Source organism: Pseudomonas sp. JL23, from assembly GCF_056933585.1.
In genome coordinates this window covers 2718734-2739799 of record NZ_CM167795.1, presented here as the reverse complement: position 1 = coordinate 2739799, position 21066 = coordinate 2718734, and the positions used below count along the sequence as shown (strand labels likewise).

18 protein-coding genes and 1 pseudogene are annotated in these 21066 nt (G+C 61.2%); 8 read left to right on the top strand and 11 right to left on the bottom strand.

The window, feature by feature from the left end; genetic code table 11:
* Nucleotides 1–5: 5 nt before the first annotated feature.
* Nucleotides 6–1349 (bottom strand): aminotransferase-like domain-containing protein, encoded by a 1344-nt coding sequence (locus AC1Z24_RS12860; protein WP_483745958.1) that lies wholly within the window; start codon nucleotides 1347–1349, stop codon nucleotides 6–8.
* A 100-nt stretch (nucleotides 1350–1449) separates the two neighbouring features.
* Between AC1Z24_RS12860 and AC1Z24_RS12855 the strand changes: the two genes are divergently transcribed.
* The gene (locus AC1Z24_RS12855; RefSeq protein ID WP_483745957.1) at nucleotides 1450–2328 is read left to right on the top strand and encodes a DMT family transporter; all 879 of its coding nucleotides are present in this window, start codon (nucleotides 1450–1452) and stop codon (nucleotides 2326–2328) included.
* Between the two features lie 174 nt (nucleotides 2329–2502).
* Here the strand turns inward: AC1Z24_RS12855 and AC1Z24_RS12850 are convergent, their stop codons facing one another.
* Genes AC1Z24_RS12850 through AC1Z24_RS12840 form a run of 3 tightly spaced genes read right to left on the bottom strand, consistent with a single transcriptional unit; the run spans nucleotide 2503 to nucleotide 6048 of the window.
* A complete protein-coding gene (locus AC1Z24_RS12850) occupies nucleotides 2503–4137 on the bottom strand; it encodes a GMC family oxidoreductase (RefSeq protein WP_259111411.1) in 1635 nt (544 codons plus the stop codon).
* Nucleotides 4134–4670: a sorbitol dehydrogenase family protein gene (locus AC1Z24_RS12845; protein ID WP_259111413.1), complete on the bottom strand. Its 537-nt coding sequence runs from the start codon at nucleotides 4668–4670 to the stop codon at nucleotides 4134–4136. Before AC1Z24_RS12845 ends, AC1Z24_RS12850 begins: the two co-directional genes overlap by 4 nt.
* 4 nt (nucleotides 4671–4674) lie before the next feature.
* Nucleotides 4675–6048, bottom strand: coding sequence for a cytochrome c (locus AC1Z24_RS12840; protein ID WP_483745956.1), 1374 nt, complete (start codon nucleotides 6046–6048; stop codon nucleotides 4675–4677).
* A 510-nt stretch (nucleotides 6049–6558) separates the two neighbouring features.
* Between AC1Z24_RS12840 and AC1Z24_RS12835 the strand changes: the two are divergent.
* Nucleotides 6559–7293, top strand: a pseudogene (locus AC1Z24_RS12835) (MCP four helix bundle domain-containing protein); the annotation flags it as partial.
* Nucleotides 7294–7335: 42 nt separating this feature from the next.
* A complete protein-coding gene (locus tag AC1Z24_RS12830; protein ID WP_483746606.1) occupies nucleotides 7336–8199 on the top strand; it encodes a methyl-accepting chemotaxis protein in 864 nt (287 codons plus the stop codon).
* A 103-nt stretch (nucleotides 8200–8302) separates the two neighbouring features.
* Here AC1Z24_RS12830 and nhaA read toward each other — a convergent pair whose 3' ends face one another.
* Nucleotides 8303–9640, bottom strand: a complete 1338-nt coding sequence (gene nhaA, locus AC1Z24_RS12825) for a Na+/H+ antiporter NhaA (RefSeq protein ID WP_483745955.1) — start codon at nucleotides 9638–9640, stop codon at nucleotides 8303–8305.
* Nucleotides 9641–9845: 205 nt separating this feature from the next.
* On the opposite strand from nhaA, the gene AC1Z24_RS12820 reads away from it, so the two are divergent.
* Nucleotides 9846–10310 (top strand): hypothetical protein, encoded by a 465-nt coding sequence (locus AC1Z24_RS12820; RefSeq protein WP_483745954.1) that lies wholly within the window; start codon nucleotides 9846–9848, stop codon nucleotides 10308–10310.
* On the opposite strand, the gene AC1Z24_RS12815 is transcribed toward AC1Z24_RS12820, so the two are convergent.
* Complete coding sequence (locus AC1Z24_RS12815) at nucleotides 10296–10916, bottom strand: GNAT family N-acetyltransferase (protein ID WP_483745953.1); 621 nt, start codon at nucleotides 10914–10916, stop codon at nucleotides 10296–10298. The two genes, AC1Z24_RS12820 and AC1Z24_RS12815, sit on opposite strands and share 15 nt — an antisense overlap.
* 132 nt (nucleotides 10917–11048) lie before the next feature.
* On the opposite strand from AC1Z24_RS12815, the gene AC1Z24_RS12810 reads away from it, so the two are divergent.
* Nucleotides 11049–11792, top strand: a complete 744-nt coding sequence (locus tag AC1Z24_RS12810) for an MBL fold metallo-hydrolase (protein ID WP_483745952.1) — start codon at nucleotides 11049–11051, stop codon at nucleotides 11790–11792.
* 118 nt (nucleotides 11793–11910) lie between these two features.
* Here AC1Z24_RS12810 and AC1Z24_RS12805 read toward each other — a convergent pair whose 3' ends face one another.
* The 3 genes from AC1Z24_RS12805 to tauA all read right to left on the bottom strand — a co-directional run bounded on the left by AC1Z24_RS12805 (nucleotide 11911) and on the right by tauA (nucleotide 14757).
* Nucleotides 11911–12447, bottom strand: a complete 537-nt coding sequence (locus AC1Z24_RS12805; RefSeq protein WP_483745951.1) for a BRO-N domain-containing protein — start codon at nucleotides 12445–12447, stop codon at nucleotides 11911–11913.
* A 472-nt stretch (nucleotides 12448–12919) separates the two neighbouring features.
* A complete protein-coding gene (tauD, locus tag AC1Z24_RS12800; protein WP_483745950.1) occupies nucleotides 12920–13768 on the bottom strand; it encodes a taurine dioxygenase in 849 nt (282 codons plus the stop codon).
* A 2-nt stretch (nucleotides 13769–13770) separates the two neighbouring features.
* Nucleotides 13771–14757 carry a taurine ABC transporter substrate-binding protein gene (gene tauA, locus AC1Z24_RS12795; RefSeq protein ID WP_483745949.1) on the bottom strand — a complete coding sequence of 329 codons (987 nt, stop codon included), beginning with the start codon at nucleotides 14755–14757 and terminating at the stop codon, nucleotides 13771–13773.
* 275 nt (nucleotides 14758–15032) lie between these two features.
* Here tauA and yghU point away from each other — a divergent pair, with 275 nt between their 5' ends.
* Entirely contained in the window at nucleotides 15033–15872 is an 840-nt protein-coding gene (yghU, locus tag AC1Z24_RS12790; RefSeq protein WP_483745948.1) for a glutathione-dependent disulfide-bond oxidoreductase, read from the top strand.
* A 126-nt stretch (nucleotides 15873–15998) separates the two neighbouring features.
* Here the strand turns inward: yghU and AC1Z24_RS12785 are convergent, their stop codons facing one another.
* Entirely contained in the window at nucleotides 15999–16898 is a 900-nt protein-coding gene (locus AC1Z24_RS12785; RefSeq protein WP_483745947.1) for a polysaccharide deacetylase family protein, read from the bottom strand.
* 423 nt (nucleotides 16899–17321) lie between these two features.
* On the opposite strand from AC1Z24_RS12785, the gene AC1Z24_RS12780 reads away from it, so the two are divergent.
* Nucleotides 17322–19025, top strand: coding sequence for an amidase (locus AC1Z24_RS12780; protein WP_483745946.1), 1704 nt, complete (start codon nucleotides 17322–17324; stop codon nucleotides 19023–19025).
* 136 nt (nucleotides 19026–19161) lie between these two features.
* Here the strand turns inward: AC1Z24_RS12780 and AC1Z24_RS12775 are convergent, their stop codons facing one another.
* The gene (locus AC1Z24_RS12775) at nucleotides 19162–20025 is read right to left on the bottom strand and encodes an aldo/keto reductase family oxidoreductase (RefSeq protein ID WP_483745945.1); all 864 of its coding nucleotides are present in this window, start codon (nucleotides 20023–20025) and stop codon (nucleotides 19162–19164) included.
* Between the two features lie 100 nt (nucleotides 20026–20125).
* On the opposite strand from AC1Z24_RS12775, the gene AC1Z24_RS12770 reads away from it, so the two are divergent.
* A complete protein-coding gene (locus tag AC1Z24_RS12770) occupies nucleotides 20126–21037 on the top strand; it encodes a LysR family transcriptional regulator (protein ID WP_483745944.1) in 912 nt (303 codons plus the stop codon).
* Nucleotides 21038–21066: the final 29 nt, after the last annotated feature.

Genomic DNA, 21066 nt, shown 5'->3' with positions numbered 1-21066 from the left:
ACCCTTTACCTCAGACCGGCCATATGAGCCATGACGACCCGCCGCACTTTTTCCAGGGCCAGGCGCAGCGCAGCCATATCCACCGAGCCCAAGGCCAGACGAATGGCATGGGGCACATGGGCACCGATGGCAAAGGGCTCGGCCGTGGACACCGCAACCTGCTCGCGCATCAGCGCCATGGCCACCTGATCGGCACGGACCTCTTCGGGCAACGGCAGCCAGAGCAGATAGGAGGCCGGATGGCCGATCCAGCGCAAACCCGCCAGCACTTCCCGGGCCAGCGCTTGACGGGCCCGGGCATCCTCGCGCTTCTGCGCTTCCAGTTGCAGGACCGTGCCATCTTCGAGCCAGCCGGTGGCGATCGCCGTAAGTACACCCGGGGTGTTCCAGGTCGTCGCGCGAACGCTGCGCTCCAGCGCGGCCATATGCTGCATCGGGGCCGCGACAAAGCCCACGCGCAAGCCAGTGGCAACGTTTTTGGACAGCCCGCTGACATACACCGTCCGCTCCGCAGCCAAGGCTGCCAGTGGTGGTGGCGGATCCTCGGCGAGGAACGCGTAAGCGGCATCTTCGATGATCAGCAAGCCTTGCTCACGGGCAATGGCCACCAGACGCTGGCGCTGCTCGATAGCCATGACCCAGCCCAGAGGATTGTGCAGGGTCGGCATGCTGTATACGGCTTTGATCCGGCGGCTGCGACACAGGCGCTGCAAAGCGTCGAGATCGGGTCCGTGCTCGTCGACAGCAATGGCGACCAACTCCAGATGCAGACTCTCGGCAAGCACCTTGAACCCTGAATACGTCAAGGCATCGGTCGCGATCACATCACCAGGCTGCAGCAGCGCCATCAGAGTCACCGCCAGCCCGTGCTGGGCACCGCTGACAATCAGTATCTGCTCAGCCGCAACCGTCAGCCCGCGCACTTGCAGATGCCGAGCCACCGAAGCGCGCTCGTGCAAGCGACCGGCATGGGGCTGATAGCGCAAAAGTGACTCCAGATCACCGCCGACAGCCAGCTGACGCAATGCCCCGCGCAGCAACTCGGCCTGTCCCGGCAACGCCGGGTAGTTGAAATTCAGGTCCAGCACGCCGTCGGCGACGACTTCCTGATTGACACCCAGACCCGGCGGTAGCGCCGTCTCCCGCACGAAGGTGCCCCGGCCCGTCTCGCCGCTGACCAGGCCCATGGCTTCCAGTTCGGCATAGACCCGGCTGGCCGTGACCAAGGCCAGACCGTGCTGCGCCGCCAACTGGCGATGCGTGGGCAGCCGTGTGCCTGGCGATAACTGCCCCGAGCGAATATCGGCGGCCATTACATCGACCAGGGTTTTGTAACGGAAACGCGGCATGGGCAAATGTATCCATGACAATTTTTTGATTGTATTGCTTTGCCTGCCTAGCATGCCTCAAGTCACAGCCAACCTCCAACGACCGTCGAGCACATCGCCCATGGAACGCACCTCCCCCCTCTCCGACACCAGCGGCTGGCTCAATGGGCTGATCGGCGTGATCATTTTCAGCGGCTCACTGCCAGCGACCCGCATCGCCGTGCTGGAATTCAACCCGGTATTTCTTACCGTGGCACGGGCCAGTATCGCCGGGCTGCTGGCCCTGGCATTACTGTTGGTGTTCAAGGAACGACGCCCGACCCGCCAGCAATTCATGCCTCTGGTCATCGTCGCCCTGGGCGTCGTGCTGGGCTTCCCGTTGCTGACCGCCATGGCCCTGCAATACGTGACGTCGGCCCACTCCATCGTCTTCGTCGGCCTGCTGCCCCTGGCTACCGCAGTATTTGCCGTGTTGCGCGGCGGCGAACGGCCACGGCCGGTGTTCTGGCTGTTCTCGCTGCTGGGCAGCGGCCTGGTGGTGGGCTTTGCGATTGCCCAGGGCGTCAGCGCCTCGGCCACCGGGGATATCCTCATGCTGTTAGCCATACTCGCCTGCGGCCTGGGTTACGCCGAAGGCGCAAAACTGTCCCGCAGCTTGGGTGGCTGGCAGGTGATCTGTTGGGCGCTGGTCGTGTCGCTGCCGGTCATGGCCGTACTGACCTGGCTCATGGCGCCACCGACACTGACCGGCATCTCGCTGCCTGCGTGGCTGAGTCTGGGCTATGTGTCGTTGTTCAGCATGCTGATCGGCTTCGTATTCTGGTATCGCGGGCTGGCCCAGGGCGGGATCGCCGCGGTTGGACAGTTGCAGCTGCTGCAACCCTTCTTTGGCCTGACGCTGGCGGCGACCCTGCTGCATGAGCAGGTCAGCAGCGCGATGATCGGTGTGACGGTGGCGGTGATTTTGTGTGTCGCTGGCGCGAAGAAATTCGCCCGATAATTTGAATTGGAATGCTATTCGGTGGGACCGGCTTTAGCCGGGAAAGGGCAGGTACATCCGCAGTATTTCTTTGATCAGCACATCGCCTTCCCGGCTAAAGCCGGTCCCACATTTACCCGGTAAAAAAGGGCCACCTCCAGCGATGAAGGCAGCCCTTGATCAAGCCAGCGAGGTTTACACCTCTTTGACCAACACATCCGCAATGCGGATGCTCAACGCCGCGCCGGTCAGCGTCGGGTTCACGCAGGACGACGATGGCATCACGCTGGTCCCGGCGATAAACAGGTTGTGGTGATCGTGGCTGCGGCAGTCGCGGTCCACCACCGAGTCTTTCGGATCATCGCCCATGATGGTCGTCCCCATGATGTGCTGACGGTTCTGGAAGCCCACGTCGGTGCTGAGGATGTCGGCATCAAGCAGCTTGGCGAACTGTTTGAAGTCCTCCAGGGCCTTTTCCTTGCCGGCATGCCAGTAGTCGGCAACGCTGTAGTAGATCTCCGGCACCGGCAGGCCGATGGCATCGAACTTGGTCTTGCTTGGCGTCACGCGGTTTTCCGGCAGCGGCAGGGTTTCGAAGTCCACCGCCCAGTTCAGCGAGCGGGCCGATTGCAGACGGATCTGCTCGTCGAGCTTGGAACCCAGCACGCCCTTGGCGATAAGCCCGGAGGTGATCTGCGAGGTCGGCACGGTGTTGCGCACCTTGATCTTGTAGCTCGGGTAATCCTTGCGGAAACCACCGTCACGGCTGTTGAGGTAGACCAGCAACTGCGTCGGACCTTCGCCCGGCCACATGTCTTCCTTGGTCATGACATTCATGCTGATGCCGGTGTGGTCCATCAGGTTGCGACCGACCTGGTCCGACGAGTTGGCGATGCCGTTCGGGTATTTCTCCGAGGTCGACATCAGCAGCAACTTCGGCGACTCGATGCCATAGGCGGCCAGCACGAAGTAACGCGCGGTCAGTTTGTGCGAGCTCTTGTCCGGGCGCATGTACCAGATCGCGGTGATCTTGCCGTCATCACCGGCCTCGATCTTGTACACCACCGAGTTTTCCAGGACCTTGGCGCCATGACGTTCGGCTTCGTCGATATGCATCGAGCCGTCGTACTTGGCGGCAATCGGGCACACCGGGTTGCAGTTGTTATTGCCGGCGCAGGGTGGGCGCTTGCCATAAGGGCGCGTGGCGCGGCCGTTGGGTTCAAGGATCGGGTTGTAGCCGCCCTTGCCGAGCATTTCCGAAAGCCGGGTGAACATGTAGCTCGGCTTCAGGCCTTCCATCGGATAAGGAATCGAGCGCGGCGGGAATGCACCACCGCCCTGCCCGCTTTCATCCTGACCATCGACGCCGGACACGCCCAGCTCGGTTTCGGCACGGGCGTAGAACGGCTCCAGCTCGTCATAGCTGATCGGCCAGTCGCGGCCACGGCCGTACAGGGACTTGAGGCGGAAGTCGTTGGGCAGCATGCGCCACAGCGACGAACCGAAGTGCCAGGTGGTGCCACCCACGACCCGCAGGTAGGAGGTGTTGTACTTCACCGGGCCGGTCTGTTGCAGGTAGTCGCCATAGGTGGACGGCGCGTGGGGCAGGCTCGGGTACGGCGAGCCGGCGCCCTGCAGCTTGGCGTTGGCCAGGGACAGTTTGACCGGTGCGTTGCGGAAGGTCTCGACCACGTCGCGGCGATTGACCCGCGGGCCCGCCTCGAGAACGATCACCGACTTGCCCGCCTTGGCCAGGCCTGTGGCAATCAGGCCGCCCATGACGCCGGAGCCGATGATGACGACGTCGGCATCGAATTCAGCGTTGCTCATACTTTCGAATCCTGCAGAGTGACCGGTTTGGGACCCCAAGAAGCCGGGCCGCCACCGTAAGTGGGGATAATCAGAATGCCGTGGGTCGGCTGGTACATCATGGCTTCGGAGTAGCTGATCAACTCAGCAGTGGCCGGCTCGCCGACGATACCCAGATACCAGGCCGCAATGATGCTGGTGGCCGTGGCCTTCAAGGACGCATCGGGACTGGCCATGGCCAGATACTCATCGACATGTTTGAAGCCGTTGCCCGCCACCAGTTGCTTGAGGGCGCTGACGTTCGCGGCGAAGTTCGGCGCGCGTTTGCTCAGAGCGATGTAGTAACGCCCGGCCAGGACCGGATTGACCGGGCGGCTGACCAGAAACTGCGACAGCGCAATGAAGTCGTCATCCGCAGTCGCGGCCATGGCCGCCTGCCACGGCAGCATGCCGCTGGCCAGGCCCAACAGGCCCAGAGCAACCGAGCCGCGCAGCAGATTGCGCCGGGACATGCCTTGTGGAACGTCGGTTTGCAGTGAAGTGTGCTTATTCATGTGCTCAGGCTCCCTTGCGCTGGCGACGGGAGACTGACCGGAACACGATCAGGCCAATCAACACACACAGGACAATGATTGCCGGGATGGTCAGGGCCGCCATCTTCGCCAAGGGCGCCTTCGGGCCACCCTCGCGTGTCTGGGCCACATCGGCGGCGGTAACGGTCTGGGTGGCATTGCCGAAGCGCGTCAACACGTAGTTGCTGACATCGGCAATCTGCTGGTCCGTCAGACGGTCGGTAAACAGTGCGTCCGGGCCGAACGCCGGCATATCAATCGCGACGCCATCGACGGTGCGGTGCACGCCGTAAACGATGGTGGCGATCAGATTGTCACTGCGGCTGGTAGCGGTGTTGTGGAACAGCGACGGGTATTCCTTGGTGCCCTGGCCATTGGCCTGGTGGCAGTTGGCGCAAGTGCCGCTGTAGATGTGCCAGCCCGGATTGTCTTCGGGCTGGCCGCCGCGCAGGGTCAGTTCGTCGGTAGAGGCCTGGCCGTACTCATGGCGGGCCTTGTCTTCGTCTGTCTTGATAGGCGTAGTCTGTTTCAGGTATGCGGCAATGGCCTTGAGGTCGTCATTGCCCAGGTATTGCAGGCTGTTTTCGACCGCCTCGGCCATGGGCCCGGCTGCTTGCGCCTTGCCTTCGACATGACCGGTGCGCAGGTAGGCGACGATCTCGTCACTGGACCAGGCACCAATGCCGCTGACCTTGTCCGAAGTGATGTTCGGCGCATACCAGCTGCCCAGGGCGCCACCGGCCAGTGGTTTACTGTTGTCAGCGGCCATCAGCAGATTGCGTGGCGTGTGGCAGGTGTCGCAGTGGGCCAGGGCGTTGACCAGATAGTCGCCACGGTTGACCTCGGCAGACTTGGCCGGGTCCGGAGTGAAGCGCGTGCTGCTGTGAAACAGGGCGTTCCAGCCGATCATCGACGCCCGCACATTAAACGGGAACGCCAGCTCAGTCTTGTGGGTTGCGGCTTCGACCGGCTGCACTTCATGCATGAAGTAGTCGTACAACGCGCTGATATCGCTGTCGGTCATCTTCGCATACGAGGTGTAGGGCATGGCCGGGTACAGATGGGTACCGTCCGCCGCTACGCCATCGCGCACGGCACGGGCGAACTCGTCACGCGAGTAGTTGCCGATGCCCACGGTTTTCGACGGCGTGATGTTGGTCGAGTAGATCACGCCCATGGGCGAACTCAACGGGTAGCCACCGGCAAACGCCTTGCCACCCGGCGCGGTATGACAAGCAACGCAGTCTGCGGCCACAGCCAGGCGCTTGCCCGCCGACGCGTTCGCATCCAGCCCTTCGGCATGGGCGCAACCCGTCGCTGTGGCGATCAGGCTCAGGAGTCCGGCAAAGGCATTTCTCACCCCTTTACCAGTGCGTAAATAACGCGACACAGGTTCTATTTTTGGCGGCTGCATTCATTACTCTTCAGAAATTCGGATGCCCACTAGAGCACGCTAAAAACCCTGATGCACGCAGGGGCTTATAGGTACGACGTCGTATAACATCTAACAAATATTTCATGCACAGTTACATTTAGCAACACTGCATGCGGCAAAATGCCACCGAACGGGAAAATTATCAATAGAGGCTCTATCTCAATGGTCCTGTGAGGAATCAAAAAAAAAGCCAGCCATTTAAGAATCATTCTTATCATGAGTTGTTAAGAATTTTTTACCTGCACGCAAAGGTATCGTGCTTTTTCAGGGCGCGCTTCAAGGGACTTTTTCGGAAAAATTAGATAGTCATAATACAACCTAGTTGTAATAAGCCTTTAGTTGCGCGCAACTTGGCCGATAGCCAAAGACCCGGCGTCGCGACTTTTATCCAGGCCCGCCGCCCCCCCTTGAACATACTTTCGCAGGACGCCTTCAATGACCTGGTTCAATGACGCAAGACTCTCGACCAAACTGATTTCAGCCTTCGCCCTGTGCGCCTTGATCACCCTGGGCGTCGGCCTGCTCGGTGGTCGCGGTGCCGCGCAACTGGCTGACAGCCTGAAATCGGTGTTCGAAAACAACCTGGTTTCCGTCGCCAACACCGCCCAGGCCAAGACCAAGGCCGTGGGCCAGAGCCGTGATCTGTATCGCCTGTATATCGCGGTCGCCAGCGGTGCACCGCAAAGCGTCAAGGACGAGTACATCACCTCGATGGATGGCAACCGCAAGGCGAGCGAAGCCGCCTTCGCCGACTACCGCAAGACACCCCTGGCCGACGATGAACGCGCCGCCGGGGACAAGATGGAGCGTGACTGGCCGGCCTATCAGGCCATGGTGCAGAAATACGTAGCCCTGATGCAGGCTGGCGATCTGGAGAATGGCCGCGCCCTGTTGCTGGGCGATCTGCAGAAAAGCTATCGGGTGATCATGGACGAAATCAGCATCATGGTTGACTCCAACAACCGCCAGATCAGTGAAGGCGCCGAGGAAGCCGCTCGCCAGGAGTCCTCAGTCAAGACCGCCCTTTATAGCGGCATCACCCTGGCTTTCATCGCTGCCTTCGCCCTCGGTCTGTTGATCAGCCGCCTGATCAGCAAACCCATTGCCAGCGCCGTGGCCAGCGCCCAAAGCATCGCTGCCGGTGACCTGACCCAACGCATCACCAGTACCGGCCGCGATGAAGCGGGTCAGTTGCTCAGTGCCCTGGGCGACATGCAGAGCAATCTGAAAAGTACTATTCAGCAGATCTCCACCGCCTCGGATCAATTGGCGCTGTCGGCACAAGAGCTGTCGAACGTCACCGAAAACGCCAATACCGGCCTGGCGCGGCAGAATGATGAGATCCAACAGGCCGCCACCGCAGTCACCGAGATGACCTCGGCGGTAGAAGAAGTCGCACGCAATGCCGTGTCCACCTCTGAAGCCTCCCAGGCCACCAGCCTGCAGGCCACCGACGGCCGTAACAAGGCGCGCGACGCCGTGGTCGCGATCAACCACGCCACCAACGAGATCACCGCTTCCACCGGCATGGTCGAAAACCTCGCCGTGCAGGTCCGCGATATCGGTAAGGTGCTGGATGTGATTCGCGGCATTGCCGAACAGACCAATCTGCTGGCACTTAACGCCGCCATCGAAGCCGCCCGCGCCGGCGAGCAGGGCCGTGGCTTTGCCGTGGTCGCCGACGAGGTCCGCGCCCTTGCCGCCCGCACCCAGGCCTCAACCGGGGAAATTGAGGGCATGATCAGCCGCGTGCAAAGCAGCGCCGATGACGCAGTGAAATCCATGGGCAAGAGCCAGGCCCTGGTCACCGACACCCAGTCCCTGGCCCAGGCGGCCGGTTCGGCACTGGACCTGATCGCCGAGAGCATCTCGCAAATCAACGAACGCAATCTGGTCATTGCCAGCGCCTCTGAAGAACAGGCCCACGTCGCCCGGGAAGTGGACCGCAACCTGGTCAATATCCAGGACCTGTCGACCCGCTCCGCCGCCGGCGCCGAACAGACCAACGCCTCGACCCAGGAGCTGTCTGGGCTGGCAGTGTCGTTCAATACTCTGGTGGCGCGGTTCAAGCTGTAGCAGTCATTTTTTGCAGAGTAAACAGAACCCTGTGGGAGCCGCAGTTGCTATCGCGAGCGCTTCGCACTCGATCGCCAGCGAGCCGGCTCCCACGATGTTGCGGCTATGCAGCCTTGCCAAACTTGATCTTGCCCCACGTCAACCCGATCACCGCCGCAATGGTCGAGGCCACCAGCACGCTGAGCTTGGCCGCTGCCAATAGCGCCGGGTCGGTGAACGCCAGGTTGGCAATGAAGATCGACATGGTAAAACCGATCCCGGCCAGCAGCCCGACCAGGCTCACGCCGGTCCAGGTCACACCGTCGGGCAACTGGCAAATATTGAGTTTGACCAGGGTCACGCTGGCCAGCATCACCCCCAGAGGCTTGCCGACGATCAGCGCCAGCATCACCCCCAGCATCACATGTTGGGACAATCCGTCGCCCAGGCTGACCCCATGCAGATTGACACCGGCATTGGCCAGGGCAAACAGCGGCATGATGCCGTAGGCCACCCACGGGTGCAGCGCCGCCTGCACGCGCTTGACCGGGGGCAGCATGTCACGTTGGGCATGGCGCAACTGCTTGAGGGGTTTGCTGACATCGTCAGCCTGGGAGAAGCGCTCCATCAGCTCATGAAACGTACGGCCAATGGTATCTAGCGGCCGCTCACGGGCGGGGCGTGAGGTTACTGGCGTCATCAGCCCGAGAATTACCCCGGCCAGGGTTGGGTGTACACCGGTTTTCAGCAGACCGAACCAGACAATTGCCCCCGGCAGAATAAAGGTCCAGGCCTTGCCGATGCCCATGCGCTGGAAAACCAGCACCAGTAACAAACCCATCGCAGCAATCACCAGCCCCAGATAATCCAGGCTGGCCGTGTAGCACACCGCAATGATCAGGATGGCGACGATATCGTCAATGATTGCCAAGGCCAGCAGCAGAATGCGTACACCGCCAGGAATCGACTTGCCCAACAGCGCCAGCACGCCGACGGCAAAGGCTATGTCCGTGGCGGTCGGCACGGCCCAGCCACTACCCGCCACGGTGCCATGATTGAAGAGGGTGTAAATGATCGCAGGCATCATTACCCCCCCTAACGCGGCGCCGAGGGGCAAGGTTGCCAGCTTGAGACTGGCCAGGGCACCGTCCTTGATCTCCTGACGAATCTCGGCCCCTACGACGAGGAAGAAGATCGTCATCAAGCCATCGTTGACCAGAAAATGCAGCGAACGGGACACACTGAAATCGCCAAGGCCGACAGTCACCTGGGTGTTCCAGAAGTGTTCGTAAGAATCCGCCGACGGGCTATTGGCCCAGGTCAGCGCAATCACGGCGGCAATCAGCAGGACAATGCCACTGACCGCTTCGATATGGGTGAACCGCTCCAGGGCGGCCAAAGCCTTCTCGGTCAGGACCTGCGGGCGGGGAACAGACGGGGACGCCGGGGTTTTCTCAGGCACAGTCGATCTCCGTTGGCGGCCCGACCAACGCTGAGATTTAACCTGCCCTGTTACAGATGTAACAACGCACCCGCTGCGATCATAAGGAGCGAGCGGGTGAGATGCAAATGGCCATCTAAATGCCGTACTGCTGGATTCCAGGTTACGCAGTTAAAGCTTTTTCAAAATGTGTCGATCCAGATACAAAGCCAATGGATTGAAAGTCATGATTAGCCTGCTGACCCAGAACGTCCCCCTCTCTGCCACTATCGCTATTGCGCCTTCGCTGAACAAAAGCGAAGCGTCCGCAGCCGATGCTGCGCCCGCGCCTGTCCCTAAAAGCCTGGAAGTCAGCCTCTCGCCGGAAGCGACGAAAAAAGCCGCCGACGAGAAAAAACGCAACGCTGATATCGATGCCTCCCCCCTTCCCGATGGCATCAAGGATTCGTTGAAAGCGATTCGCGAAATCCAGCAAAAAATCTCCGAAAAACTCGAGGAGCTGACCAAGTTGATGGCTGACAAGAGTCTGAATGCCGAGACCAGGGAAAAGCGCGCCAAGCAGCTACAGATCGAGATCGGCTCCCTGACCAGCGCCTTGTCGACCGCAGAATCGGCGCTCAATAAAGCCATGAGCGCGCAGAATCTTTCCGCCGATGATCGCAAACTGGCTCATGGACTAATCGGCAAATAACGACGCAGCTTTTGCCGTCAATTTGCTCTCCAGCTCTGCTTTCACCCGTGCCCATTCGTCATCGATGATGCTGAAACGCACCGAGTTGCGCTTGCGCCCGTCCGGCATGATGCGTTCATGACGAACGATGCCCTCTTGAGTGGCGCCGATACGCAGGATCGCCGCCCGGGATTTTTCGTTCAGTTCATCGGTGGTGAATTGCACGCGCACACAGTTCATCACTTCAAAGGCATAGGTCAGCAACAGCAGCTTGGCTTCGGTGTTGACCCCGGAACGTTGCGCCGACCTGGCCAGCCAGGTATGGCCGATTTCCAGCTTGCGGTTGACCCGGTCGATTTTCCAGAAACGGGTACTGCCCAGAGGCGTGCCGGTTTCGCGATGAATGATGACAAAGGGCATGACCGTACCGGCCTGGGCACCTTGCAGGGCGGTGGCCAGGTACTTGTCCACCGTAGTTGGCCCGGGAATCACCGTGACCGTCATGTCCCACAACTGGCCGTCAGCAGCGGCTGCCAGCAGCACCAGAGCGTCATCCGCGCGCAGAGGGCGCAATTCGATGGTCGGCCCGATCAGAGTCGGGGCGTCGAGGGGGGCTTTGTCTTGCATGATTCGTGGGTCCGGCAGAGGGGAAATCAGGTTAGAGCTGCCACCCTCGCACGGCAAGAGCCAATCCACCGATAAACTGGCCTGAATCACGCATGCCCTTGTCATCACAGACAGAGCCAATCAAGGTGCGCCATGCCCGCCATTCAACTGCCCTGGTACGAACAACGCGACGTCGGCGACGGCATCACGCAGTTTTCGCAGCCGTATATTCATCGCTACTTCGCCGCCAACTTCTTCCATCTGCGCGGGCGTGATGCGGACCTGATCATCGATTTCGGCATGGGCTTGCAGCCACTGCGGCCATTGCTCGATGTGCCGCCGGGCAAGCCCTTGATCGCCGTGGCCACGCATATCCATGCCGACCATATCGGCGCCTTTCATGAATTCGAAACCCGTCTTGGTCACCCCTTGGAAGCCGATGCCTTTGCCCGTATGAGCGACGAGGAAACCCTCGCGCAGGTCTTCCGTGAGCTGCCCAACGCGATAACCCAACCGCCCTGCCCCGGCTGGACGCCCGAGCACTACCGGATCACGCCCGCGCCCCTGACCCGGCAAGTGGGCGAAGGTGATGTGATTGACCTGGGGGATCGGCAACTGCACGTGCTGCATCTGCCCGGCCACTCCCATGGCTCCATCGCCCTGCTGGAGCAAGCGCGCGGCATTCTGTTCAGCGGTGACGTGATCTATCGCGGCGGGCTGGTGGACGACCTGGCGTGCTCGGACAAAGAGGTTTATCGCCGGTCCATGGAGCGCCTGTTGCGCCTGGAAATCCGCGTGGGCCATGGCGGGCATGGGCCGAGTATGGATCAGGCGCAGATGCGCGAGATTGCCCGGGGGTATCTGGAAGGCACGGTCGCGATGGCCTCCGCCGGGTAGTCCACACCAGTCCGTAGGAGCTGCCGAAGGCTGCGAATGGGTTACCTGATGCATCGTTTTCGCAGCCTCCCGCAGAACCTCATTCCAGATCAAATAATGGGGTTGGGTCCAACCGAATCTATATCAGCAAAAACCGCGAAGCCCGCTTCCACCACGGCCGCTGCCGTTCCAGGCTTTGGCGCGTCTCGTGCAGCAGCACATTAGGCATATCGCGCAGGCGGATCCAGGGTTCGTTCTGCCAGTGGAGCAGGTTCAGGGAGTCGCCAGCCCAGTCCAGCAGCCCCTGGGTCGGGCGTTCGCTATGGCCCAGGTGGTTGGCGTCGCGCAGGGTGGGTGCGACGTTCTGCGTCAGCCATTCACGCACCTGCCGGGTATGGGCACCGGCGTGATAGACCAGCAACGCATAGGCGCCGGATTCGCTGACCATCAGGCTGTCGCCCAGCTTTTGCAAGCGCACGACGCGGTGTTGGTCCGGGTCGAGCTTGCGCAGGCCGCGCTCGTCGAGGGGGTAGCCCATCAACCGGCCCAGATCACAGGCGCGCAGCCAGACGTCGTTTTCCAGCAAGAGGGCGTAAAGGCGGCGGTGGTTGTGGGTGAATACGGTGGGGGTATGGCAAGGATCGTCAGTGAATTGAGTAGTTATTTTCTTATTCATGAGTGAAACCAATCGGGGTGGATTTCAGCCATTCACTTGTCGCCAAACAAATAAGGTGGCAGCTATGCACAGGTTGGCGAACCGGTAACCCCGAACCCGGCAGACCCGAAGGTCTCCCGCGCATAGCTGCCATAAAAACGGGTAGTACATAATTATGCACCCGTTCGATATGGTCAGCATTGCGGGGTTACTGGATCGCCAAATCCAGAGCTGAATATTCAGCAGGCCGGGAGGTTAATGGTCGATTTTTCATGAGGCAAGCCAGGAAATGTAACCTTATGACTCGGTTGAAACAGGGCCTGATGGGGAGGACCTTTTTGCGGGCAAGCCTCGCTCCAACGAGACCACACGAACCCGTTGGAGCGAGGCTTGCCCGCGAATCCTATAGGTCGGGCGCAGGAGATGTAGCGGCAGTAATCAATTCTTCCCGGCTAAAGCCGGTCCCACATCAGGCGCGCAGCATAGTGCCTGTTCAGGCCGTTGCGTCGTACACCGGCACATCCCCAAGAATCGTTGCCCGATGCATCACCCGCCGCTGCGGTCGATAGTCATCCACCGCATAGTGCTGGGTAATGCGGTTATCCCAGAACGCCACATCGTTGGCCTGCCACTGCCAGCGGATGGTGAATTCAGGGCGGCTGATATGGTTGAACAGCAGCGCCAGGATCGTGTCGCTTTCCCGTGGGCTCAGTTCGTTGATGCGGGTGGTGAAGCCCTCGTTGACGAACAGGCCCTTGCGCCCGCTGACCGGATGGGTACGGATCACCGGATGGGACAGCGGCGGATGATCGGCCTTGGCCTTTTCATAGCGCAGTACCTCTTGCGGGGTGCTGGCGAAGCGGTCGATGGGGAACGACTTGACCAGCTCATGGGTCGCCGTCAGCCCTTGCAGCAGATTCTGCATGGCCGGGGACAAGGCCTCGAAAGCCGCCGAACTGCTCGACCACAAGGTATCGCCGCCATAGGCCGGCACCACTTTCGCCGCCAGAATGCTGCCCATGGCCGGGGCCGCGAGGAAGGTCACGTCAGTGTGCCAGATGGCGTTGTCGCGCAGGTCGGTCAGGGCCGTATCGATCAGCAGCAGATCCGGCGTCTCCTCGACACTCGGGTAGATCGGATGCCGGTGCAGGCCACCGAAGCGCGAGGCAAAGCCTACGTGCTCGGCCGGGGTCAGGTTCTGGTTACGGAAGAACAGCACCTGATGGGCCAGCAAGGCCTGTTCGATCGTCTGCTGATCGTGATCGATCAAAGGCTGGGTCAAGTCGATGCCGGTAATCTGTGCACCGAGCGCCGGGCTGACCGGCAAGACGTTGACAGTCATGCTTACTCCCCGATGAACTTGTCGCTGACGTAGGACGAATAATCCGGCAGGACGCTTTCGATCTTGCCCTGTTCCTTGAGGAATTCGCTGGTGTTGGCAATGGCCGTTACCGTGCCGCCACCCAGGAGCGCCGGGGACTTCTGCTCGGCGGCAGTCGGGAAGTGCGAACCGTCCAGCAACTCAGGCACATCGGCGGCATTGGCACCGGTAAAGCGCGCAATGGTTTTCACTGGCGCGGAATCGGCGGTCCATTCGCTGCGGTGAGCGGTGTAGTCGGCAATGGCGGCGAGGCTGACCTTGGCGAACTTGGCCACGACGTCAGGATGTTTCTCGGCGAAGTCCTTGCGCGCGACCCACACTTCAAAGGTCGGCGAACCCCAGTCGGACACCTGCCCGGCGTCGGTGAGAATCTTGCCGCTCTTGCGAATCTCGCCCAGGGCCGGTGACCAGGTGAAGGCGCCGTCGATATCTCCACGCTTCCACGCTGCGGTGATCTGCAGCGGCGTCAGGTTGACGATATTGACCTTGCGCGGGTCGATATTCCAATGCTTGAGGGCGCCCAACAGGCTGTAGTGGGAAGTGGACACAAACGGCACGGCGATCTTCTTGCCGATCAGATCCTGCGGGTTGACGATACCGCTGCCGTCACGCACCACCAGAGCTTCGGAACTGCGGATCTGCGAGGTCACGATGAACGCTACCAGCGGCATCTTGCGCGACGCGGCGGCAGCCAAGGGGCTGGAACCGAGGTTGCCGATCTGCACGTCACCCGATGCCATGGCCGCCAGGACTGCGGGGCCTGCATCAAACTGGCGCCAATCGATTTTCGTACCGATGGCCTTTTCGTACTCGCCGTCGGCAATGGCGCGTTTGACCGGGTCGATGCCGGTGATATAGCCGATGGTCAAATCAGCGGCCTGCGCAGCCAGGGAAAAAGCGACAAAGCCCAACGCGACGCTTACATGTGCAATCCAGTTCTTTTTAGTCATTTTCAAGAGATGCCTTGGCAGTCAGTACGCGGCAAATCGAGGTCGAGCCGCGCCAGAGAGCCAAGCATAAAGTTCTATCAATCCTACTTTAAATACCGTTTAGGAATTAGCTTAGGCTGCGCCGCACACTAGTCACCGAGCCCGAGAGTGGGCCATGATAGCGACCCTTTTGCGCCTGAATGGTCGGGTGGGCAATCGTCAATCGGCAGATAGTCCGAACTCAAAGCATCCCCCCGCGGTCCAGGATCCATAGAGCAGACAACGAGGTTCGCCCCATGAGCAATGCACCCTATGTTCCGCCCAAGGTCTGGAAGAACGAGGCGCCGTCCGGTGGTTCCTTTGCCAGCATCAACCGCCCCGTCGCCGGCCCTACCCATGAGAAAGTCCTGCCGGTCGGCAGGCAGCCGTTCCAGCTGTACTCCCTGGCCACGCCCAATGGCATCAAGGTCACCATTGTGCTGGAAGAGCTGCTGGCACTGGGTCACAGCGCAGCCGAGTACGATGCCTGGCTGATCCGTATCGGTGACGGCGATCAGTTCTCCAGCGGCTTCGTCGACATCAACCCCAACTCGAAGATCCCGGCCTTGCTGGATCGCAGCGTCGAGCCGCCGGTGCGGGTATTCGAATCCGGTTCGATCCTGCTGTACCTGGCGGAAAAATTCGGCGAACTCCTGCCCACCGACCCGGCCGGGCGCACCGAGACCCTGAACTGGCTGTTCTGGCAGATGGGCGCGGCGCCTTACCTGGGCGGCGGCTTCGGGCACTTCTATGCCTATGCGCCGGAAAAGATCGAGTACGCCATCAACCGTTTTGCCATGGAAGCCAAGCGTCAGCTGGACGTGCTGGAGCGTCGTCTCGGCGAGAGCAAGTACCTGGCGGGCGACAGCTACACCATCGCCGATATCGCGGTGTGGTCGTGGTATGGCCAACTGGCACTGGGCACCCTGTACTCGGCGGCCGAGTTCCTCGCGGTCGAGGAATACACCCACGTACAGCGCTGGGCCAAAGAAATCGCCGAGCGCCCGGCGGTGATTCGCGGCAAGCGGGTCAACCGTACCTGGGGCGATGAAGCGACCCAGGTGCCGGAGCGGCATTCGGCGGCGGATCTGGACTGACAATAAAACCCGTGGGACCGGCTTTAGCCGGGAAAGCGCAAGCATGACCGACACCTCTCTGACGTCTGCCATATTGCCTTCCCGGCTAAAGCCGGTCCCACCAGATCAAATCAAATCTGACACGGCTCAATGCGAATCCCCATCCCACCACCAGCCCCAGAAGCCCGGTAACTCCACAGGCTGGGCGCTGCTCTGCACCGTTCGCACCATGGCCGCGCGCAGCAGCGCGTCGCTGTCGTCATAGAACGGCTTGTCGGCGGTCTTCACCCCGGTCTCTCGCGCACTGTCCATGAGGATCTGCAGATACTCCTGCATATGCCGGGCGCTGTAGCGATTGAGATCGTGAAAGGTCACCACCACCGGAATCACCCCGTCGACCACCGGCATCTCCCCCGCCGCAATCCGTTCGCGCACTTCAGCCAGGTGCTTGAGCAGATTGGCCCGCCGTTGCGGACTGGCGTTGAAGCCCCAGATCTTGCCGTCATTGGCGCTCAGGTCGGTCAACAGTACGTGCATGCCATGGCGTTGATAAGCCGCGAACGTCGCCTTGTCGTAGTTCCAGAACGGCGGCCGCAGCAACACCGGCGGCGCTCCGGTAATGGCCGCAATATCGCCGCTGCCGTCGATCAGTGACTGCTCCAGCACTTGCGGGCTCAGCGAGCGATGATTGGTGTGCCAGGGCGTAGCGGTATGAAAGCCCAGGATATGGCCTTCGGCATGTTCACGCCGCATGACGCTGCGGCCGATATCGCTGTTGCCGGCCCTGGGCGCACGGGTCTGCACAAAGAATACGGCCTTGATTCCCGGCACTATCGGGTTATGGGCCAGGTCATCGAGCACCGACAGGGACGGGTTCCAGAAACTCGAAGCACTGGGGCCATCGTCAAAGGTCAGCAAGAAACGAATCGGCGGCTGCGCCTGCAGGCGTTGCGCAGTCTGTGGCGTCAGGGCCAATGGCGGCCCGATGCAACCGCTCAGGCTCGCGGCAAGGGCGAGCCCGGATAGAAAAGTCAGAATGGATTTCAAGGGTCTGGATAAGTCTGGAAGGGCAAAACAGGACCAAGATGAATTCAAGCCACCGGGCAACTGGCAGACGTTGAGTCAGCATCTCATCAATGGAGTGGCACTTGCTCCTTGCCCCTGCCGTTCAGCCGGGGACCACTGCGGCAGGGAATGTAACAGAAAGTTTCGACGATATCCCCGATTGCTTAGAAGCTGCCGAAGGTTGCCAAAGCGCTGAATCTGACAGGACCCTGCGCAGCCTTCGGCAGCTGCTGCCAACCGCAACCAATTTGAAAAACCACGTTAATTCGGATGGGGCTTGGTGTTAAATACACGCCTCAGACGACAAGACTAGGCTCTGTCGCATCATTGCCGTGCCACGAGAACCGCTATGAACCGCCATCTCAAGAACAGTGACGCCCTCCTCTCGCTGACAGGGGCAAACGCATGATCGAAGTCACCGAGGTATCCATTGCCCAATTGCGCGCGGCGCTGGAATCCGGCCAGACCACGGCGGTCGAGCTGGTCCAGGCCTATCAGGCACGGATCGCAGCCTACGATGACGCCAACACGCCTACAGCGTTGAATGCCCTCGTCGTCGCCAATCCCGAAGCGCTCAACGAAGCCCGCGCCTCCGATGCCCGCCGGGCCAGGGGCGAAACGCTGGGCCCACTCGACGGCATCCCCTATACGGCCAAGGACAGTTATCTGGTCAAGGGCCTGACCGCCGCTTCCGGCAGCCCGGCGTTTGTCAACCTCGTCGCCCATCGCGATGCCTTCACCATCGAACGCCTGCGCGGCGCCGGGGCGATCTGCCTGGGCAAGACCAATATGCCGCCCATGGCCAACGGCGGCATGCAGCGCGGCGTCTACGGCCGGGCCGAAAGCCCGTATAACGCCGACTACCTCACGGCGCCCTTCGCTTCCGGCTCGTCCAATGGCGCGGGTACGGCGACGGCGGCCAGCTTCGCCGCTTTCGGTCTGGCCGAGGAGACCTGGTCGAGCGGTCGCGGCCCGGCGTCGAACAACGGTTTGTGCGCCTACACGCCTTCGCGCGGTGTGATCTCGGTGCGCGGCAACTGGCCGCTGACCCCGACCATGGACGTGGTCGTGCCCTTCGCCCGGACCATGGCCGACCTGCTGGAAGTACTGGATGTCGTCGTCGCCGAAGACCCGGACACCCGTGGCGACCTGTGGCGCATGCAGCCCTGGGTGCCGATTCCCAGCGTCGCTTCGGTACGCCCGGAGTCCTACGCCTCACTTGCGGTGAGCGCCGAATCATTGGCCGGTAAACGCCTGGGCGTGCCACGCATGTATATCAATGCCGACTCCGATGCAGGCACCTCCGACAGCCCTGGCATCGGCGGGCCGACGGGCCAGCGCATCAATACTCGCCCATCGGTGATTGACCTGTGGAAAGCCGCACGCCAGGCCCTGGAAGCCGCGGGTGCCGAAGTGATCGAGGTGGATTTCCCCTTGGTCTCCAACTGCGAAGGCGATCGCCCCGGCGCACCGACCGTATTCAATCGCGGGCTGGTGTCCAAGGAGTTCCTGCATCATGAGCTATGGGACCTGACCGCTTGGGCCTTCGATGACTTCCTCCAGGCCAATGGCGACCCGGCCCTTAACCGCCTGGTCGACGTCGATGGCCCGCTGATTTTCCCCCACGACCCCGGCACACTGCCCAACCGCGAGGGTGACTTGGCTGCTGGCATGGACGAATACGTACGCATGGCCGAACGCGGCATTACGCCTTGGGATCAGATCAGCACAGTGCCCGACGGCCTGCGCGGTCTGGAGCAGACTCGGCGTATCGATCTGGAAGAATGGATGGACAGGCTGGGGCTCGATGCGGTGCTGTTCCCGACCGTCGCCGATGTTGGCCCGGCCAATAGCGATGTTGATCCGCAGTCAGCGGATATCGCCTGGAGCAACGGCGTCTGGGTGGCCAACGGCAACCTCGCCATCCGCCACCTGGGCGTACCCACCGTTACCGTGCCCATGGGCGTGATGGCCGATATCGGCATGCCGGTGGGCCTGACCTTTGCCGGGCGCGCCTATGACGACTCGACCCTGCTGCGCCTGGCCTCGGCCTTTGAAGCGACCGGATCGAAACGGCAGATTCCGCCGCGCACGCCGCCGTTGGCATAATCGCTGTTATCGCAATTGGCTTTTGTGGGACCTGCTTTAGCCGGGGAGAGATCAGTGAAATCGATATTTCTCTATCGTATGCACGGGCCCCTTCCCGGCTAAAGCCGGTCCCACCTATTCAAACCTCACGGGATATTTAAGCCAACGCATCCAGCTCAGCCAGCAACTCGGGTGCAATCACCAGCTCGCTGGCACTGAGGTTTTCCTGCAAATGCGCCACCGAGGAAGTCCCCGGAATCAGCAACATATTCGGTGCCCTTTGCAGCAGCCACGCCAATGCCACACGCAGCGTTGAGGCTCCCAACTGCGCCGCGACTTTGGACAGCACGTCCGATTGCAGCGGCGTAAAGCCACCCAGCGGAAAGAACGGTACATAGGCAATGCCCTGACGCCCCAGATCAGCGATCAGCGCTTCGTCTGCCCGGTGGGACAGGTTGTAGTGGTTCTGCACGCAGACGACTTCGGCAATGCCCTGGGCTTGCTTGACCTGGCCTGCGGTTACGTTGCTCACCCCAAGATGGCGGATCAGGCCTTGGCGCTGCAAATCGGCCAAGTGACTGAACGGCGCTTCGATGGACTCCTCGCCCGGCGCATGCATATTGCCCCACGCCCGGAAATTCACCACTTCCAGCACATCCAGGCCGAGATTGCGCAGGTTGTCATGCACGGCCTGGGTCAGTTCGGCCGGGCTGGATGCGGGGTTCCAGGAAGCATCAGCACCGCGTTTGGCACCGATCTTGGTCACGATCACCAGGTCATCCTGATACGGGTGCAGGGCTTCGCGGATCAACTGGTTGGTGACATGAGGGCCGTAGAAGTCGGAAGTGTCGATATGGTTAACCCCATTGGCCACCGCTTCACGCAGTACGGCAAGCGCGGCCTGAGCATCTTTCGGCGGCCCGAAGACACCGGGACCTGCCAGTTGCATGGCGCCGTAACCCATGCGATTGACGGTGCGACCGCCCAGTTGAAAAGTACCTGCCTGGCTGGCATTGCTCATTTGCTGTACCCCGATCAATGTGTGTGGGCCCCACTATAGGCCTTGACCATTGCCTTGATAATCGAGTGCAATCGGCACAGGTCGTACGGGAAATCGAACAATGGCGACAGATATTCAGGACTTGCTGGCCTTCGTGGCCGTGGTCAATGCCGGTGGTTTTCGCGAAGGCGCGCGCCTGAGCGGCAAATCAGCCTCCAGCCTCAGCGATGCTGTGCGGCGCATGGAAGCCCGGCTTGGCGTACGACTGCTCAACCGCACCACCCGCAGTGTTGCGCCTACGGAAGCCGGGGCGCGGCTGATGGAGCGTATTGTCCCGGCCCTGGGTGAAGTGGAGGCCGCACTGGATGTGGTCAACGATTTCCGCGATAGACCCTCGGGAACCCTCAGGCTGAACGTACCGGTCAGCGCGGCGCGACTGGTGCTGCCGTCGATCATCACACCCTTCCTCAACACGTACCCGGATATCCGCCTGGAAGTCGTTGCTGAAGAAAGCTTCGTCGACATGCTCGCCGCCGGTTGTGATGCAGGCATCCGCTACGACGATCGCCTTGAACAGGACATGATCGCCGTGCCCATCGGCCCGCGCGTGCAGCGTTTCACCACCGCCGCCTCCCCGGCCTACCTTAACGCCCACGGTCGCCCGCAACACCCCCGCGACCTGCTTCAACACGCCTGCCTGCGCGGCAAATTTCCCAGTGGCGCCATGCCGCTGTGGGAATATGAGCGAAATGGCGAGAGCATCCAGGTCGACCCGAGCGGCCCCCTGATCGTGCGCATCGGCGGCGCCATAGACCTGACGGTGCAAGCGGCAGTGGATGGTCTGGGAATTGTCTTTCTGTTCGAAGACTGGTTGCAGCCCTACCTCGATAACGGCGCCCTGGAAGCGGTGCTGCAACCCTGGCAACTGAGTTTCAGCGGGCCGTTTCTCTACTATCCGGGCCGCCGTTACCTGCCTTCGCCGTTGCGCGCGTTTATTGATTTCATCAAGGCCAATGAGAATAGCCCGCGGTAGGAAAGCAAATGTGGGACCGGCTTTAGCCG

What these genes read in the sequence shown, in the direction of transcription:
- AC1Z24_RS12860 (WP_483745958.1), bottom strand. Translation starts at nt 1,349, where the DNA reads ATGCCGCGTTTCCGTTACAAAACCCTGGTCGATGTAATGGCCGCCGAT.
- AC1Z24_RS12855 (WP_483745957.1), top strand. Translation starts at nt 1,450, where the DNA reads ATGGAACGCACCTCCCCCCTCTCCGACACCAGCGGCTGGCTCAATGGG.
- AC1Z24_RS12850 (WP_259111411.1), bottom strand. Translation starts at nt 4,137, where the DNA reads ATGAGCAACGCTGAATTCGATGCCGACGTCGTCATCATCGGCTCCGGC.
- AC1Z24_RS12845 (WP_259111413.1), bottom strand. Translation starts at nt 4,670, where the DNA reads ATGAATAAGCACACTTCACTGCAAACCGACGTTCCACAAGGCATGTCC.
- AC1Z24_RS12830 (WP_483746606.1), top strand. Translation starts at nt 7,336, where the DNA reads ATGCAGAGCAATCTGAAAAGTACTATTCAGCAGATCTCCACCGCCTCG.
- AC1Z24_RS12820 (WP_483745954.1), top strand. Translation starts at nt 9,846, where the DNA reads ATGATTAGCCTGCTGACCCAGAACGTCCCCCTCTCTGCCACTATCGCT.
- AC1Z24_RS12815 (WP_483745953.1), bottom strand. Translation starts at nt 10,916, where the DNA reads ATGCAAGACAAAGCCCCCCTCGACGCCCCGACTCTGATCGGGCCGACC.
- AC1Z24_RS12810 (WP_483745952.1), top strand. Translation starts at nt 11,049, where the DNA reads ATGCCCGCCATTCAACTGCCCTGGTACGAACAACGCGACGTCGGCGAC.
- AC1Z24_RS12805 (WP_483745951.1), bottom strand. Translation starts at nt 12,447, where the DNA reads ATGAATAAGAAAATAACTACTCAATTCACTGACGATCCTTGCCATACC.
- tauD (WP_483745950.1), bottom strand. Translation starts at nt 13,768, where the DNA reads ATGACTGTCAACGTCTTGCCGGTCAGCCCGGCGCTCGGTGCACAGATT.
- tauA (WP_483745949.1), bottom strand. Translation starts at nt 14,757, where the DNA reads ATGACTAAAAAGAACTGGATTGCACATGTAAGCGTCGCGTTGGGCTTT.
- yghU (WP_483745948.1), top strand. Translation starts at nt 15,033, where the DNA reads ATGAGCAATGCACCCTATGTTCCGCCCAAGGTCTGGAAGAACGAGGCG.
- AC1Z24_RS12780 (WP_483745946.1), top strand. Translation starts at nt 17,322, where the DNA reads ATGATCGAAGTCACCGAGGTATCCATTGCCCAATTGCGCGCGGCGCTG.
- AC1Z24_RS12775 (WP_483745945.1), bottom strand. Translation starts at nt 20,025, where the DNA reads ATGAGCAATGCCAGCCAGGCAGGTACTTTTCAACTGGGCGGTCGCACC.
- AC1Z24_RS12770 (WP_483745944.1), top strand. Translation starts at nt 20,126, where the DNA reads ATGGCGACAGATATTCAGGACTTGCTGGCCTTCGTGGCCGTGGTCAAT.